Here is a 16574-nt window from a genome sequence, read left to right on the forward strand (position 1 = left end):
CATGAAATGGTTCTACGATCTGAAGATCGCCCACAAACTCAATGCCGGCTTCCTGGTCGTGCTGATGTTCATCGTGGCGCTGGGCGGCTTCTCCATTGCGCAATTGGCGCAGGTCAACCAGAGGTCCACCGACATCGCGCGAAACTGGCTGCCCAGCATCGACACCCTGTCCAAGATCAGCCTGGCACTGGCGCGCTCGCGCAGTTTCGACATGCAGCAAGTGCTGACTGAAGACAAGAAGGAAGAGCAGGCTGCACGTGAGCGTGGCAACAAGCAGATGGCCGTGCTGGAAAAGGAAGTGGCGCATTACGCCACCCTGGTGTCGGAGCCGCGCGAAAAGGAGCTGTTCCCGGAAATCCAGCGCAACATCGCCGCCTACAAGGCCGCCCACGAGCGCATGGAAAAGCTGTTCATTGATGGCCAGAAGCAAGCCGGCTATGCCGTCCTCACCGCCGACTCCACGCCCGTCTATCGCAAGCTGCAGGACCAGATCAACGAACTGAGCGAGGTCAACAGCAAAGGCGCAGCCGTCTCGGAGCAGCAGGCGACCACTGTCTACGAGCAGGCCCGCATGGCCATCTTTGCCCTGATCGCCATCTGTGTCGTGTTGGCCCTGACCTTGTCCTGGTGGATTGCCCGCCTGGTCTCCCGTCCGCTGACCCACGCCGTCTCGATCGCCCGCCAGGTGGCTGAAGGCGACCTGACCGCCCGCATTCCCGACAACACCGGCCGCGACGAGACCGCCCAGTTGATGGCCGCCCTGAAGCAGATGAACGACAACCTGCTCAACATCGTGCAGGAAGTCCGCACCGGCACCGACACCATCAGCACCGCCTCGGCCGAAATCGCCACCGGCAACATGGACTTGTCTTCCCGTACCGAACAACAGGCCGGTGCCCTTGAAGAAACCGCCTCGGCCATGGAAGAACTGACCTCCACCGTGCGCCAGAACTCCGACAATGCACGCCAGGCCAACCAGTTGGCGGTCTCCGCGTCGGAGGTGGCCCAGGCCGGAGGCCAGGTAGTGGGCAAGGTTGTTCATACCATGGATGCCATCAATGAATCGTCGCGCAGAATCGCCGACATCATCAGCGTCATTGACGGGATCGCCTTCCAGACCAACATCCTGGCCCTGAACGCCGCCGTGGAAGCGGCCCGTGCCGGGGAGCAGGGACGCGGCTTCGCGGTGGTCGCATCGGAAGTCCGTTCGCTGGCCCAGCGCAGTGCCTCGGCCGCCCACGAAATCAAGGCCCTGATCGACGACTCGGTGGCCAAGGTCGACACCGGCACCAAGCTGGTCGGTGAAGCCGGCCAGACCATGAACGAGGTGGTGGCCAGCGTCAAGCGCGTCTCCGACATCGTGGCCGAAATCACCGCCGCCGGTGCCGAGCAGAGCCAGGGCATCGAGCAGATCAACAATGCGGTGGTGCAGATGGATGAAAACACCCAGCAGAACGCCGCCATGGTCGAACAGGCTGCCGCCGCCGCCAAGGCCCTGCAGGAACAGGCAACGCGCCTGAGCCAGACGGTCGGCGTGTTCCGCCTCGATGCCAGCGACGTTCCGGCCACGGTGCATGCCAAGCCGGCGATGGCCGCCGCCGCAGCGCGCAACATCACTCCGGCCCGCCCGGCAGTCGCCGCACCGCGTGCCAGAAGCCTGGGTCAGACGGCACCGGCGGCACGCCCGGCCACACCGGCCAAAAGCCAACACGACAGCGCCGACAACGGCGACTGGGAACAATTCTGAACCTCGGGGATGACATGGACGCCTTTCAAAAAGAAATCGACGAACGCACCAACCTGACCTCCAGCAACAAGTTCGAACTGCTGCTGTTCCGCCTCGGCAACCCGGAAGGGACCACCGACAAGCCGGGCGAGCTGTATGGCATCAACGTCTTCAAGATCCGCGAGATCGTCCCGATGATGGACATCACCGCCGCCGCCGGCATGCGCTCCCCGATGCTGGGCATGGTCAACATCCGCGGCCAGGTGATGTCGGTGGTGGACCTGCCGGCAGTGGCCGGCTGCAAGCCGGGCCATGGACTGAACATCCTGCTCATCACCGAGTTCGCCCGGCACACCCAGGCTTTCGCGGTGGAATCGGTGGAAGAGATCGTGCGCCTGGACTGGAGCCAGGTCCTGCCGGCCGACTCCAATGCCTCCGGCAACGTGGTCACCAGCATCGCCCGCCTCGACTCGGCCCAGGACGGTGGCCGACTGGTGCAGGTGCTGGACGTGGAACAGATCCTCAACATGGTCTCGCCGGTCAAGGAACAGATGCAGCCGCCGACGCCGGGCAGCAACGAGTTGAAGATCAAGCCCGGATCGGTCGTACTGGCCGCCGACGATTCACGCATGGCACGCGCCCTCATCGAGCAGTGCCTGACCGATCTCAAGCTGCCCTACGTGATGACCACCGACGGCCTGCAAGCCTGGAAGAAACTGCAGGAGCTGGCCCGCGAAGCGGAACAGGAACACAAGCCGCTCACCGACAAGGTCGCCATGGTGCTGACCGACCTCGAAATGCCGGAGATGGATGGCTTCACCCTGACCCGCAAGATCAAGGCCTCGGACCTCTACAAACAATTGCCGGTGGTGATCCATTCTTCACTGACCGGTGCCGCCAACGAAGACCATGTGCGTTCGGTGGGCGCCAATGGTTATGTCGCCAAGTTTTCCCCGCCTGAACTGGCAGCAATGCTGCGCAAGGTGCTGCCCCCCTGACGGCACCTACTTGCAGAGCCAGGAACGGCGCTTTTTACAAGCGCACGGCCGACACCCCGTCGGCCGGCAAGACCGGCCCCACGCCACCCTCACGGTGCCGTGGGGCTTTTCTTCATATGGCCGCGGTGCAGCACCCCGCCAATCCGGGCTGGCTTGAGCTATCTCAAATTATTTCGAGGCCAGGCTCCTAGAATCGGCAGTGAACATCCCTCCGGCACGCCCGCGCCCTGCCGGCGATGCGGATGTCTCCGCCCCGACCCGCGTACGGTCGCGCCCTGTATCAGGAGGCTGGCCATGATTCCCGCTGCCGATCGTGTCGTTTCCCTCGCCCCGTCTGCCGACAGCAACGGACTGGCCCAGCGCATCCCGGCCCTGCTGGCGGAGATGGATGCCGAGCACCGTGAGGTACTGGAGAGCGTGGCCGCGCTGGCGATCGTGCCGCCGGCCGGTTTTGCCAGCGCTTATGCAGCCCTGGTGGCGCAGATCGAGGCAGGATTCCGGGAAGAAGAAAAGATGATGGATGAGATGGGCTACAGCGATCTGCGTGCCCATCGCCGCGACCATGCGGAACTGCTGGCGCTGCTGCACCGGCTGCGGCCTTATCTGGACGATGGCAACGCGCCGCTGGCCGATATCGTCATGGGCATGATCCCGGCCATGCTGGTACGCCATATGGCGGGAATGGATCAGGCACTGGCGCTGGCCTTGCGCGTGCGTGCCACTGCAGCAGGGCCATGCTGAACTGAGCACGGCCCGGCACGGATCAGGCCGGAAAATTCACCCTGTGGCGCTCAGGCATTCAAGGGGGTGGACGCAAGGTCCGTGCGGTCGCAGCGAATGCTCTCCGGCCCGGTACCGTAATCGGCCAGCGTGGCCCGGTAGAAATCAATGAACTCGCCTGCCGGCAAGGGCTTGGCAAACAGCCAGCCCTGGGCGAAGTCGACCCCGTGCTGGCCCAGATAGGCGGCCTGCTCCAGGGTTTCCACGCCTTCGGCGACGATGAACAGATTCAGGCTCTTGGCCATGGCGATGATGTGATCGATCACGGCGCTGGTGGCTGCGCCCGTGCCGATGGTGCTGACGAAGGACTTGTCGATCTTGAGCGCGTCCATGGGCAGGCCCTGCAGGTATTGCAGGTTGGAATAGCCGGTCCCGAAGTCATCGAGCGCCATCGAATGCCCCAGTTCGCGCGCGCGTGCCAGCGTCACGCGGGCCGAGGCAATGTCCATGCAGCCGCGTTCGGTGGCTTCCATCCACAACTGCTCGGTGCGGATGTCGGTTCCGGCAAGCGTCTGGCTGACCACGTCGATGATGCGGCCGGTCTTGATATCGTTGGCAGCGACGTTGACCGCCACGTGCAGGGCCCGGTCGGCGCGCAGGGTATCGCCCAGTTCTTGCACCACGGCCGCGATGACCTGATCGGTCATGGGCAGGATCAGTCCGCTCTCCTCGGCCAGTGGCACGAACAGGTCGGGCCGCACGATGCTGCCATCCGGCCGTCGCCAGCGGATCAGCGCCTCGGCACCGATGCAGCGGCCGCTGGCCAGCTCGATGATGGGCTGGTAGAAGACAATGAACTCCTTCTTGCGCACCGCCAGCTGCAAATCCGCCAGCGGCGACAGGCGCGCCTGCGATATCCGCAGCACCAGCATCACCAGTCCCAGCGCGAGCAGCACGCCCACCGGCAGGAACCAGCGCTGCTCGCTGGTCATGGTCTCCACCACATGCTGGCCATCAATGATGGCGGCGGCGGTCCAGCCGTCGCGGCTGATGGTGGAGACAAAGAACCCATCGAAATCCTGGTTGCCGACGCCGCGCAAGGCGCGACCGGCCATGCCGCTGGCGATGGGCATGCCGTACTGCGCGACCAGGCCGAAACCGTTGCGCGCCAGCACCACATGCACGCCATCTTCCAGCACCACGTCGACAAAGCGTTCGCGATGCACCAGCGCCGCATGGGCACCGTACTGGATGGACATCATGCTGGGCCCATCGCTGATGTAGGAAACCTGTTCCAGCGCCACACCGACGCCGTCCGCCGTGGTGAACACCGCCTCCGGCTGCGGACGGCGCAACGCCTGCGCGCGGCGATCCCAGGAGGTGCACTTGAGCTGGCCGTATTCGTAGTAGCCCATTTCCTCGATGGCACCGGAAGTGACGGCGATCAGACGCATCTGCGCGATGTGCTCATCGGAGCAGGGAAACAGCAGCAGCGGCGACATCGACTTCAGCGCCCGCTGGGTATTCTGGAAAGCGGCTTCGGCGCGATCCACGACCGACTCGGCATAGCGCGTCAGGCGCTCGTGCTCGGAATCGATCACCGCCTGGCGCGACAGCCACAGCATGCTGATCACCGGCGCCGTAGCCGCCACGATGGTGGCAATGACGGTCAGGACCACCACCTTGCTCTTGTTGTTCACATCGCCCCCTTGTGCTGCCGCTTGCTTCGCGGCCAATTTGCCCCGGAATTTCTGTCTGATGCTCATCATTAGACCGCGATTAACCGATTAAATCAATTTAATCATTTTATAAATTGATGAAGCGTCTTTGCGATGCTTGAGAAAAGAGCTCCGCACAGGGGCCACGGATCTCACTTTTTCTTTATAAATCAAAGACAAAAGACATCAATCACCGGCGCGCAGAAGGGCTTTTCGTCTTGACAATACAGTGGGGTCCAAGCAACGAATTTACCGTTTATTCCCAAAAAGAATCATTTTTTTAGCGATTTCAATGAATTTATGTTTTAATGATTCCACCAATCAATTTTTCAGGAATCGATCATGCGCCTCAACCTGCCCGTCACCCAACAAGAGCGTGAGATCGAAGCTTATGCCTCCATCGTCTCCAAGACCGATATCAAGGGGCGCATCACCTACGTCAACCCGACCTTCATCCACATCAGTGGCTTCACGGAAGAAGAGCTGATCGGTGCGCCGCAGAACATCGTGCGCCATCCCGACATGCCCGAGCTGGCCTTCGCCGACCTGTGGAGCACCCTCAAGGCCGGCCTGCCCTGGACCGGACTGGTCAAGAACCGCTGCAAGAACGGCGACTTCTACTGGGTCAAGGCCAACGTCACGCCGATCTGGGAGCGCGGCAAATGCACCGGCTACATGTCGGTACGCACCAAGCCCACGCGCGCCGAGATCACCGCCGCCGAGCAGGCCTACAAGGAACTCAAGAAGGAAAGCGCCCGCATCGCCGTGCATCGCGGAGAAGTGGTGCCGACCGGCCTGCGCGGCAAGTTGCGCCAGGTCTCGCAGGTATCGCTGAAGACACGGCTGGATCTGGGCCTGGGCACTGCGGCCGCCGGCATCTGTGCGCTGGCCTTCCTCAACGGGCAGTGTGCCGACCCTGGCCGCTACCGGCGTCGCCCTGGGCAGCCTGGCACTCTTGCGCATGACCCTGGCGACGCGCATCTTCACCCCCTTGCGGCGTGCCGTGGCGCAGGCGCGCCGGGTCGCGGGCGGCGATCTGTCGGCCGCCGACCTGCAGGCGCGCCGCGATGAAATGGGTTCCCTGCTGCAGGCCATGGAGCAGATGCGGGTCAATCTGGTGGCATCGGTAGGCGACGTGCGCCGCAGCGGCATGCACATTGCCCAGGCCACCGGCGAGATCGCTCGCGGCAACATGGACCTGTCCTCCCGCACCGAATCACAGGCCAGCAGCCTCGAAGAAACCGCTGCCAGCATGGAAGAGCTGGCCTCCACCGTGACCCAGAACAGCGAGAACGCGCGCCAGGCCAACCGCCTGGTAGAAGAAGCGCTGGCCACCACGCGCGATGGCGAAGCCTCCATCCACCACATCAACGACACCATGGATGCCATCCACAAGAGCGCCGAGCAGATCAAGCAGATCACCGGACTGATCGACGGCATTGCCTTCCAGACCAATATCCTGGCCTTGAATGCGGCGGTGGAAGCAGCGCGCGCCGGCGAACAGGGACGCGGCTTTGCAGTGGTCGCCGGTGAGGTGCGCAACCTGGCACAACGCTCGGCCCAGGCCACCAAGGAAATCAAACTGCTCATCGACGAATCCTCGCAGCGGGTTGGTACCGGCGTGAAGCTGGCCGGTGACATGCGCGACACCATGGGCGGCATCATGCGCTCGGTGACGCAGGCCGCTACCGCCGTGGCCGAGATCACCGCCGCCTCGGGCGAACAGCAGACCGGCATCCAGCAGGTCAACGAAGCCGTGGTCCTGATGGATGAAGTGACCCAGCGCAATGCAGCGCTGGTGGAAGAAGCAGCGGCCGCCGCCGGCAGCCTGGAGGAGTCGACGCAGCAGATGATCCAGGCCATCAGCGTGTTCAACCTGGACGGCATGGCAGCTACGGCCGCGGCCTTGCCCACGCACGACCACAAGCGTGTGGCCCTGCCCCGCGCTGCCTGACCTGGAGGGCGCGGCTCCAGCCCCTGATCCGGAGCCATCGCTGAGGAGGCGAACATGGGACACAGCGAAGCATTGATGGCCAACGAGTGCGCCAGCCAACGCACCCATGCCGATGACGCGCCCGACACCCGGGCGCTGGTCAAGGCCAATGCACGGTATCGCCACATCATCGGCAACACCCCCGCCATCATCTACAGCAGCGTGCCCTCGGGCGATTTCCAGCTCACCTTCGTGAGCGAAAACGCCTCCCGCGTGCTGGGCTACGAGCCTTGGGAAATGCTGGACGACCCGAACTTCTGGTTCAACCACATCCACCCCGACGACACGGCCGCGATCTTCTCCAGCCTGGCCATGCTGTTCGTGGAAGACCAGAAGATCTACGAATACCGTTTCCGTACCCACGACGGCAGCTACCTGTGGATGCACGACACCCTGCGCCTGATCCGCGATGCCGAGGGCACGCCGCTGGAAGTCATCGGCCTGATGACCGACATCACCGGCCGCAAGCAGATGGAAGACACCCTGCAGCGCCAGGCCGAGGAGCAGCGCGCCCTGATCGAACAGCTCAAGATGGCCCAGGCCCAGCTGATGCAGTCCGAGAAGCTGGCCTCCATTGGCCAGCTGGCCGCCGGGGTGGCGCACGAGATCAACAATCCGATCGGCTTCGTCAACGCCAACCTCAACACCCTGGGCAACTACGTGGCCACGCTGCTCGAAGGCATCAAGCTGTACCAGTGCGTCACCAACGGCAGCCTGCCCTCCAGCGTGGCGCAGTCGGAGGTGCAGGCCTTCGAGGACCGCGCCGACCTGCAATTCCTCAGCGAAGACGTGACCGAGCTGCTGGCCGAATCCAACGAGGGTCTGCAACGCGTCAAGAACATCGTGCAGTCGCTGAAGGATTTCTCGCGCACCGGCGAAAGCAACTGGCAGATGGCCGACCTGCATCGTGGCCTGGACAGCACGCTCAACATCGCCAACAACGAGCTGAAATACAAGGTCACCATCATCAAGCAATACGGCGAGCTGCCCATGATCAAGTGCCTGGCCTCGGAACTGAACCAGGTCTTCATGAACCTGCTGGTCAATGCCGCCCAGGCCATCCAGGAGCGCGGCAGCGTGACCATCCGCACCGAACGCTGCGACCAGCGCGTCGCCGTCTGCATCAGCGATACCGGGCACGGCATCGCGCCGGAACACATCAACCGCATCTTCGAACCTTTCTTCACCACCAAGCCGGTCGGCAGCGGGACCGGGCTTGGACTGTCGCTGTCCTACGGCATCATCAAGAAGCATGGCGGCGATATTCATGTCAGCAGTGAACCGGGCAAAGGCACCACCTTCCGGATCGAATTGCCCATCGATCCCGCCAGCGCCCAGCCGCCGAGCAAGGCCTCGGGCGAACCAGGAGAAGCATCATGACCGCCATCCAGAGCCAGGAGCTCCAGACCCTGCAACAAGCCGACCCGTTCGCCCTGCCGCCGCCCTGCGTGCTGCTGGTCGATGATGAACAGAGCATCCTGTCGGCCCTGAAACGTACCTTCCGGCCCCAGGGCTATCGCCTGCTGACGGCCACCAGCGCCGAAGCCGGACTCGACATCCTGGCCAGCGCCGATGTCGACCTGGTCATTTCCGACATGCGCATGCCCGGCATGAACGGCGCCCAGTTCCTGGCCCAGGTCAAGCAGCAATGGCCGGCCACCATGCGCATCCTGCTGACCGGTTATTCCGAGATCGGCAGCACCATCTCGGCCATCAACGATGGCGGCATCCACCATTACCTCTCCAAACCTTGGGAAGACCGCGAGCTGCTCATGGTCGTGACCCACGCGCTGGAGGAACAGCAGTTGCGCAAGCAGAAGATGGCGCTGGAACGCAAGGTGCGCGAACAGAACCTGCAACTGGCCGATTTCAATCGCCAGCTGGAACGCCAGGTGCAGGCGCGTACGGAAGAATTGCGCCAGACCGTGCTGTTCCTGGAGAACGCCCAGGAAGAAGAACAGAAAGCCTTCCTCTCCATGCTGCATGTGTTTTCCGACATCAGCGAACTGCGCGCCGGCCTGGCCAACGGCCAGTCCGCCCGCATCGCACGCTGGTGCGAACAGCTGGGGCTGCGCATGGGGATGACCGCCCATCACGCCAAGGAGATGATGATGGCCGGCATGCTGCACGGCATCGGCAAGCTGGACCTGTCCGATGAACTGGTGAAGAAGCCCATCGAAAAGATGAGCAGCGATGAATTGCAGCGGTTCCTGTGGCATCCGGTCAAGGGCCAGATGCTGCTGACACCCATCCCGACCCTGGCCGAGACCGGCGAGATCATCCGCCACCAGCACGAGCGCTATGACGGCCGGGGCGTGCCGGAAAGCCTGTCAGGCGACGCCATCCCGCTGGGCTCGCGCATCCTGGCCGTGGTGCGCGACTTCGAGGGTCTGTGCAATGGCGGCATCACCAGCCACAACGTGAGTCCCGAGAAAGCGCTGTCCATGCTGCGCACGCATGCCGGCCATCGCTATGACCCGGTGGTGGTCAACACCTTCATCGCCATGATGGAAGAGCAGCGCATGGCGCTGGAACAGCAGACCCGCCTGCTGTCCCCGGCCGAGCTGCGGGTCGGCATGAAGCTGGCCGAGGACCTGCGCACCAAGTCCGGCGTGCTGCTGCTGAACAAGGAACACGTGCTGGACGAAGCCATCCTGGCACGCTTGCGGCGCTTTGAGCAGATCGATGAGATGCCGCTGAAGGCCAGGATCGTGTTGCACTGATGCAACCGGTGCTTGTCGGTCCGCAAAAGGCTTGAGGGGAAACCTGTCAGCCGGCAGGCGGACCCGGGAATTTCCCGATTGCCCGGCCGCCTCAGGGCTGGTGCAATCAGCATGACCGGGCGCGTTGCGCCCGTTCGCGTTGGGGGACGCGATGCTGTTCCACTATAAAAAATGACACCATGACCAGAATCACCCGAAATACCTGCCTGTTCCTGCTGATCGCCTTCAGCCTCTTGCTGGCCGGCGTGGCCGGCCTGTCGCACCTGAACCAGAAGGAGGTACGCGACAGCCTGGCGCTGGACAGCCGCTGGATCCGCGACGACATCGAATCCCTGCTGCGCCGTTACGAACACGGCCTGCGTGGTACCCGGGGGGCCATCCTGGCCATCGGTGCGGACGACCTGAGCCGCGAAAAACTGTTGCGCTACATGGACAGCCGCGATCTGGCGCAGGAATTTCCCTGGGCCGGCGGATTCGGCTTCATCCGCCACGTTCCGCTCGCGGCGCTGCCCGCCTACGAGAAGAAGATGCGCGAAGACCGCCTGCTGTTTTCCGGCATCACCCAGCTCGCCGACAACCCCGGCGACCGCTACGTAATCGAATACATCGAGCCCCTCGCCCCCAACCGGCCGGCCCTGGGCCTGGACATCGCCTCGTCGCCGGAACGCCGCTCGGCCGCCGATCACGCCATGCTGACCGGCCGCGCGGAACTGACCACACCGATCAGGCTGGTGCAGAAGGAAGGGCGAACGGCCAATGCCTATCTGTTCCTGCTGCCCATCTATGCCGGCTCGGTCACGCCGCCGACCATGGAGCAGCGTCAGGAAAGAATCCTCGGCTGGGCTTACGCGCCGCTGTCGGTGCACGACATCCTCTCCGAACTGAGCCGGCGCTGGAACATGCATGCGCTGGAAATCCTGGTGGAGGACGTCGCCAGCAATACCACGGCCGTCGAACTGTTCCGCAGCGGCGGCTTTGACCAGATCGAGGATGCCGTCAGTCTGGAAACGGCCGTGCCCCTCTATGGCCGGGCCTGGAAACTGAGCCTCCGCGCCGCCCCCGAATACGCGCAGGCCCACCAGTTCATCAGTGATCGTGCCACGCTGCTTTCCTGCATTACGCTGGCCATGTTGATCCTGGCCAGCGCGCTGGCCTATCAGGTTTTCTCCACCCGTGAACGCAAGCTGCAGGAAGCCCGTGCCCTGCTGGCTGCCGTGGTGGACAGCTCGCCCGACGCCATCGTCACCACCGATGCCCGGGGACTGATCACTTCCTGGAACCGGGGGGCCAGCGACACCCTGGACCTGCCCGAAGGACGCGCACTGGGCACTGCCCTCTCCACCCACGCAGCGCTGCGCGAGCTGGACCAGCAGGGCAGTACACGCTCCACTTCCCCAGGCTTCAGTCCCGGCAACGGCCAGCAGGAGGAGCCCCACGTGATCAGCTTGCAGGGCGAGTCGATACGCTACGCCTCGGCCCTGATGTTCCCGCTGCGAGATGGTGCAGGCCGGCAGATCGGCAAGGCCTTCATGCTGCGCGACGTCACCCGCGAGAAGCGCATCGAACGCCAGTTGCACCGCATCAACGAGGAACTGGAACTGACCGTGCAGCAGCGCACCCATGCGCTGCACCAGGCCAAGACCATGCTGCAGACCGTGCTCAACGTCATGCCCTCGCTGGTCGGTTACTGGGACAAGCATCTCATCAACCGCTTCGCCAATGCGTCCTACGAGCGTGTCTTCGGGCGTGAGCATGGGGAAATCACCGGCATGTACATGCTGGATCTGGTCGGGACGGAACTGTATGAAAGCGCACTGCCCCATATCGACGCGGTGCTGGCCGGAGAGAAGCAAACCTTCGAGCGCACCTTCACCGATGCCGTCAACGGCTACAAGCATGTCCTCACCACCTACATCCCGGACGTCAACGAACAAGGCGAAGTCAACGGCTTCTATGTCGTGGCGCACGACGTCACCGAGATCACCCACAACCGCAACCAGCTCAGCGAGGCACTGGCCCAGAACCAGTCGCTGCTGGACCAGGTGCAGCAGTCCAACGCCCTGCTCAACAACGTGCTCAGTTCGGCCACCGGCGTAGCCATCATCGCCACGGCACCGGACGGCGTGATCACGCTCTTCAATCGCGGGGCCGAACGCATGCTGGGCTATCGCGCCGAGGACGTGATCGGGCAGATGAAGGAGGAAGCCTTCTCGGGCCGCCTCAACAATCCCGCCATCCGCGCCCAGGCGATACTGGACGAGAAGGCCGTGAGTGACCTGCGCTACCGCCGCAAGGATGGCGTGACGCTGCCGGTCACGCGTCAGCAGACCTCCATGCTGGATCACCGCCAGCGCCACATCGGGGACCTCTACATCGCCGTGGACATGAGCCTGCAGCGCCAGCAGGAAGCCGAACTGGCAGCCGCCCGCGACCAGCTGATGCTGGCCGCCGAAGTGGCCAAGCTGGGCGTGTGGGTCTGGGACCGCACCGGCGACACCTTTGAATTCAACCGCCAGATCGCCGAGATCTACGGCATCGGGGATGGCCGCAGCGGGCAGGTGACCACCTATGAGGGCTGGCGCAGGCGCGTGCATCCCGACGATGTCGGCTATGTGGAATCGGCCCTGCAGGCGGCGCTGGCCGGTACCGGGGAGTTCGAACCGGTGTTTCGTGTGGTGCGCGCCGACGGCAGCATCCGCTTCGTGCAGGCACGTGCCCACGTCGACCGCAACGGCATGGGCGCGCCGGTGCGCGTGATCGGCATCAACCTGGACATCACCCAGCGCATCGAATTCGAAAACAACCTGGTCGAGGCCCGCCTGAAAGCCGAACAGGCCAACTCCGCCAAGAGTCTGTTCCTGGCCAGCGTCAGCCACGAGATCCGCACCCCCATGAATGGCGTCCTGGGCATGATCCAGCTGCTGCAGAGAACGCAACCGCAGCCGGCCCAGCGCGACTACCTGAACAAGGCCGAGATCTCGGCCAAGTCCCTGCTCAACCTGCTCAATGACCTGCTGGATTTCTCGAAGATGGATGCCCGGCAGGTGCAATTGGACTTGCAGGCGTTCTCGCTGGAGCATTTCCGCCACGACCTGACCGCAATCCTGGCCGGCAACCCGCCGCAGGAGGGCGTGAGCCTGCACATCGAACTGGATGGCGACCTGCCGCAGCGCGTGGTGGGCGATGTCTATCGATTGCAGCAAGTGCTGGTGAACCTGATCAGCAATGCGCTCAAGTTCACGCACCTGGGCCGCATCGACGTGGCACTGCGGCGGCTGGCGGCGGACAACACCCGGCAAGTGATGCTGCGGGTGGAGGTCAGCGACACCGGCATCGGCATTGCTCCGGAACGTCTGAAGGACATCTTCGATGCTTTCACCCAGGCCGAAGCCTCCACCACCCGCCGCTATGGCGGTACCGGGCTGGGGCTGGCCATCAGCCGCCATCTGGTGCAGCTCATGGGCGGCCAGTTGCAGGTGAGCAGCGAACCGGGACGCGGCAGCCGCTTCTGGTTCGACCTGCCCATGGAGATCGAGGACGCCACGCCGCTGTCGCAGGCGCGTGCAGCGGACGAGCACACGCAGGCCGAGCATGCGCCCGCCGGCGAGACCGCGCGCGAACTGGAAGGGGTGCAGATCCTGCTGGTGGAAGACAATGCCGTCAATCGCCAGGTCGCCACCGGCCTGCTGTCCCTGTATGGCGCGCACATCAGCTGCGCCGAGAATGGCAGCACCGGCGTGGCCATGGCCTGCGATCCCGAGCGCCACTACGACCTGATCCTGATGGATCTGCAGATGCCCGGCATCGACGGTATCGAAGCCACCCGTCGCATCCGCCGCCAGCAGGACCTGCGCCACATTCCTATCCTGGCCATGACCGCCAATGCCTCGCCGGAAGACCGCCGCCGCTGCATCGATGCCGGCATGGCGGGACACATCGCCAAGCCCATCGACGTAAGTACGCTGGTGCCGACACTGCTGTCGCATCTCCAGCATGACCGCAGCATCGCTGCGCAAGAGACGCTGCCCGCCGAGGCCACGCGCGTGGACGTACAGCCCGCCGACCGCCAGCAGGTCGACGTCTACGCTGACCTGATGCGCCGCTACCGTCAGGCCAGCGACGTCTATCGCACCACACTGGATGCCGCCGGGCCGGAACTGGAGCGCCTCTTCGCGGACTACGACGCGGCGCTGGCGCAGGCTTCGCCGGGCGGCATCGAGCAGGCCGCCCATGCGTTCAAGGGCTTGTGCGCCACCATCGGGGCCAGCGGCCTGGCTGCTTATTTCGCCGGGATCGAGCGCGTGTGCCGCGCTGGCGAAGGAGTGCCGTCCGATCGCCTTTTTACTGCCTGGCGCGAAGAACTGGTCGCGGTGCGGCGCGATGCGGGTGTGGTCTTGCAGCAACTGGCGATGCAGGCGCTGCAGGGGGTTTCCGGCTCACCGGGACCGGCTGCGCCGCAGGCCGGCGCGGAGCCGGCGACAGCGACAGCAGAGGCTTCCGATTTTCCTGATAGGCAGGCGCTGCGGGCCTTGCTATTGTCGAGCAACCTCGAAGCGCTGGACCTGGCCGAAGCCATCGGCAAGCGCCATGGGCTGATGCAGCAGACGCGCTACCAGCAGTTGTGGGAACTGATCGAGAAACTCGACTTCCCGGCGGCGTTGGCCCATCTCGATGACCATTTCGGAGAACCTCGTTGAAACGCATCCTGGAAGAACTCTCATCCCTGCGCGGCAGCCGTCCGCGCGTACTGCTGTGCGATGACCAGCCCATCAACATCCGTCTCGCCAATGCCCTGCTCAAGGGCGACTACGAGATCTTCATGGCCACCAGCGGCCTGCAGGCCATCGAGCTGTCCGAGAAGGTAGTGCCGGACCTGATCCTGATGGATGTGAACATGCCCGGTCTGAACGGCTACGAGACCTGCGAACGGCTCAAGCAGAACACCGCCACGCTGGGCATTCCGGTGATCTTCCTGACCGGCTTGCAGAGCGAGGAAGACGAGGTCAAGGGCTTCGATGCGGGCGGCGTGGATTTCATCAGCAAACCGATCAACGGCACGGTGCTCAAGGCGCGCGTGCTGACGCACCTGACGCTGAAGCTGCAATCCGACTTCTACCGCAACATCGCCGTCACCGATTCGCTCACCGGCCTGTTCAACCGCCGCAAGTTCGACAGCGAGCTGGCCGAGAAATGGGAGCTGTGCAAGCGCTCCGGCCAGGCCATGTCGCTGCTGATGATCGATATCGACTACTTCAAGAAATACAACGACCACTACGGCCACCAGGCCGGCGACCACTGCCTGGCCGAAGTGGCGCACGCCATCCGCAGCAACTTCCACCGCAGCTATGATTGCGTGGCGCGCTACGGCGGCGAGGAATTTGCCTGCATCCTGCCCATGGCAGGCCGCGAGCAGGCCTTGAAACTGGCCCGCGACGTCTGCGACGCCGTGGCCCGCCTGCACCTGCCGCATGCCCGCTCCGAAGCCAGCGAATTCGTCACGCTCAGCATCGGCGTGGCCTCGGTCGAGGTACCCGGTCACAGCAGCACGCCGGCTGCGCTGATCGCCCTGGCCGACCAGAACCTGTATCAGGCCAAAGCGCACGGCCGGGCGCAGGTGTATTGCGCCACCCCCGTCGAGGACGCTGCCTTGCAGTCCTCAGCGTCCTGATCCCCGCTGCAGCACCGTCCGAACAACACAGCCGGCCCTGAGCCGGCTACCGGCGTTGGCGCTGGAGATGCGCATCCAGCCGCAAGGCAGGAGAGAGATGGCCGCCGTCCTGATCGCGATCCGACCGGTGTGCCGGCCGCCCGTCCCCAGCGGTCGCTGCGCCGCAACGCGATCTCGAAAAATAACGAGGAAATTTCCGAATAAATTTGAACTTACCGGCCTGAATTTCAAGCTTCGTCGACTATTTTCGACATCCCGGTAAAACTGCGTTTTTCTTCCCGCATGTCCTTGTCAACTGCAACAGTTTCCCCGGCAAGGGAGCGGTGAAGCCCATTGAACCCGTTCGATGCGTCCCTATCGGTCAAGGAAGAAAAACATGACAACTGCACATCTCGCTCATATCGTCGGTGGTGAAGATTCTCACGGCGGACCGCTGGTCCGGCTGCTGGAAGCCGCCGGATTCCATGTCGCCCATCACCCCTCGGCCGACCAGTTCCTGCAGCACACCACCGGTACCGCACGCGGCGGACTGGTTCTGGAAGTCCACATGCAGAACCTCGACGCGCCACGTCTGCGCTCGCTGCTGGATGAACGTGAACTGGGCCGGCCGCTGATCGTCATCACCGGCGCACCGCCGGCCAACGCCCCGGAAGAGAAACGCTACGGCCCGCATGACCTCGGCCAGCGCTCGTTGACCGGCCCGGCCATCGATACCGCCATGCAGCCGATGGTGCGCCAGCAGCTGGTGGAAGCCTTCCGCGGGGCGCTGATGCCCTTCGATGAATCGGGCCCGCAGATGCAGCAGCGGCAGGAGCATCACCAGCGCCTCAAGACCCTCACCCGTCGCGAACGCGAAGTGCTGGAACGTCTGGTGAAAGGACGGCTGAACAAGCAGATCGCCGCCGAACTGGGGACCTCGGAACGGACCGTGAAGGCCCATCGCCAGCAGGTCATGCGCAAGATGAACGCGGGCTCGCTGGCCGCGCTGGTAGCGGCGATGACGCGCTACTGAGTGAAGAAAACTGACG

The 16574-nt window shown here is 63.9% G+C and carries 11 protein-coding genes; 10 read left to right on the forward strand and 1 reads right to left on the reverse strand.

From position 1 onward, the window contains the following. Position 1: 1 nt before the first annotated feature. The 3 genes from ACWFUC_RS24815 to ACWFUC_RS24825 all read left to right on the forward strand — a co-directional run bounded on the left by ACWFUC_RS24815 (position 2) and on the right by ACWFUC_RS24825 (position 3465). Complete coding sequence (locus ACWFUC_RS24815) at positions 2 to 1747, forward strand: methyl-accepting chemotaxis protein (protein ID WP_489637389.1); 1746 nt, start codon at positions 2 to 4, stop codon at positions 1745 to 1747. Between the two features lie 14 nt (positions 1748 to 1761). After that, the gene (locus tag ACWFUC_RS24820; RefSeq protein ID WP_121043612.1) at positions 1762 to 2724 is read left to right on the forward strand and encodes a chemotaxis protein; all 963 of its coding nucleotides are present in this window, start codon (positions 1762 to 1764) and stop codon (positions 2722 to 2724) included. Between the two features lie 294 nt (positions 2725 to 3018). Beyond that, complete coding sequence (locus tag ACWFUC_RS24825; protein ID WP_209582510.1) at positions 3019 to 3465, forward strand: hemerythrin family protein; 447 nt, start codon at positions 3019 to 3021, stop codon at positions 3463 to 3465. A 50-nt stretch (positions 3466 to 3515) separates the two neighbouring features. Here the strand turns inward: ACWFUC_RS24825 and ACWFUC_RS24830 are convergent, their stop codons facing one another. Next, complete coding sequence (locus ACWFUC_RS24830; RefSeq protein ID WP_489623698.1) at positions 3516 to 5144, reverse strand: EAL domain-containing protein; 1629 nt, start codon at positions 5142 to 5144, stop codon at positions 3516 to 3518. Positions 5145 to 5504: 360 nt separating this feature from the next. Here ACWFUC_RS24830 and ACWFUC_RS24835 point away from each other — a divergent pair, with 360 nt between their 5' ends. The 7 genes from ACWFUC_RS24835 to ACWFUC_RS24865 all read left to right on the forward strand — a co-directional run bounded on the left by ACWFUC_RS24835 (position 5505) and on the right by ACWFUC_RS24865 (position 16558). Continuing rightward, entirely contained in the window at positions 5505 to 6233 is a 729-nt protein-coding gene (locus ACWFUC_RS24835; RefSeq protein ID WP_489637390.1) for a PAS domain-containing protein, read from the forward strand. Continuing rightward, entirely contained in the window at positions 6124 to 7116 is a 993-nt protein-coding gene (locus tag ACWFUC_RS24840) for a methyl-accepting chemotaxis protein (protein WP_489637391.1), read from the forward strand. Before ACWFUC_RS24835 ends, ACWFUC_RS24840 begins: the two co-directional genes overlap by 110 nt. A gap of 54 nt (positions 7117 to 7170) precedes the next feature. Continuing rightward, entirely contained in the window at positions 7171 to 8535 is a 1365-nt protein-coding gene (locus tag ACWFUC_RS24845) for an ATP-binding protein (protein WP_489623700.1), read from the forward strand. Next, entirely contained in the window at positions 8532 to 9878 is a 1347-nt protein-coding gene (nosR, locus tag ACWFUC_RS24850) for a response regulator c-di-GMP phosphodiesterase, NosR family (protein WP_489623701.1), read from the forward strand. Before ACWFUC_RS24845 ends, nosR begins: the two co-directional genes overlap by 4 nt. A 179-nt stretch (positions 9879 to 10057) precedes the next feature. Continuing rightward, entirely contained in the window at positions 10058 to 14575 is a 4518-nt protein-coding gene (locus tag ACWFUC_RS24855) for a CHASE domain-containing protein (protein ID WP_489623702.1), read from the forward strand. Next, positions 14572 to 15546, forward strand: coding sequence for a diguanylate cyclase (locus ACWFUC_RS24860; protein WP_489623703.1), 975 nt, complete (start codon positions 14572 to 14574; stop codon positions 15544 to 15546). The genes ACWFUC_RS24855 and ACWFUC_RS24860 overlap by 4 nt, the downstream gene beginning before the upstream one ends. Positions 15547 to 15922: 376 nt before the next feature. Further along, a complete protein-coding gene (locus tag ACWFUC_RS24865; protein ID WP_204725939.1) occupies positions 15923 to 16558 on the forward strand; it encodes a response regulator transcription factor in 636 nt (211 codons plus the stop codon). Positions 16559 to 16574: the final 16 nt, after the last annotated feature.

The sequence above is a fragment of the Herbaspirillum sp. Her4 genome, from assembly GCF_057961335.1.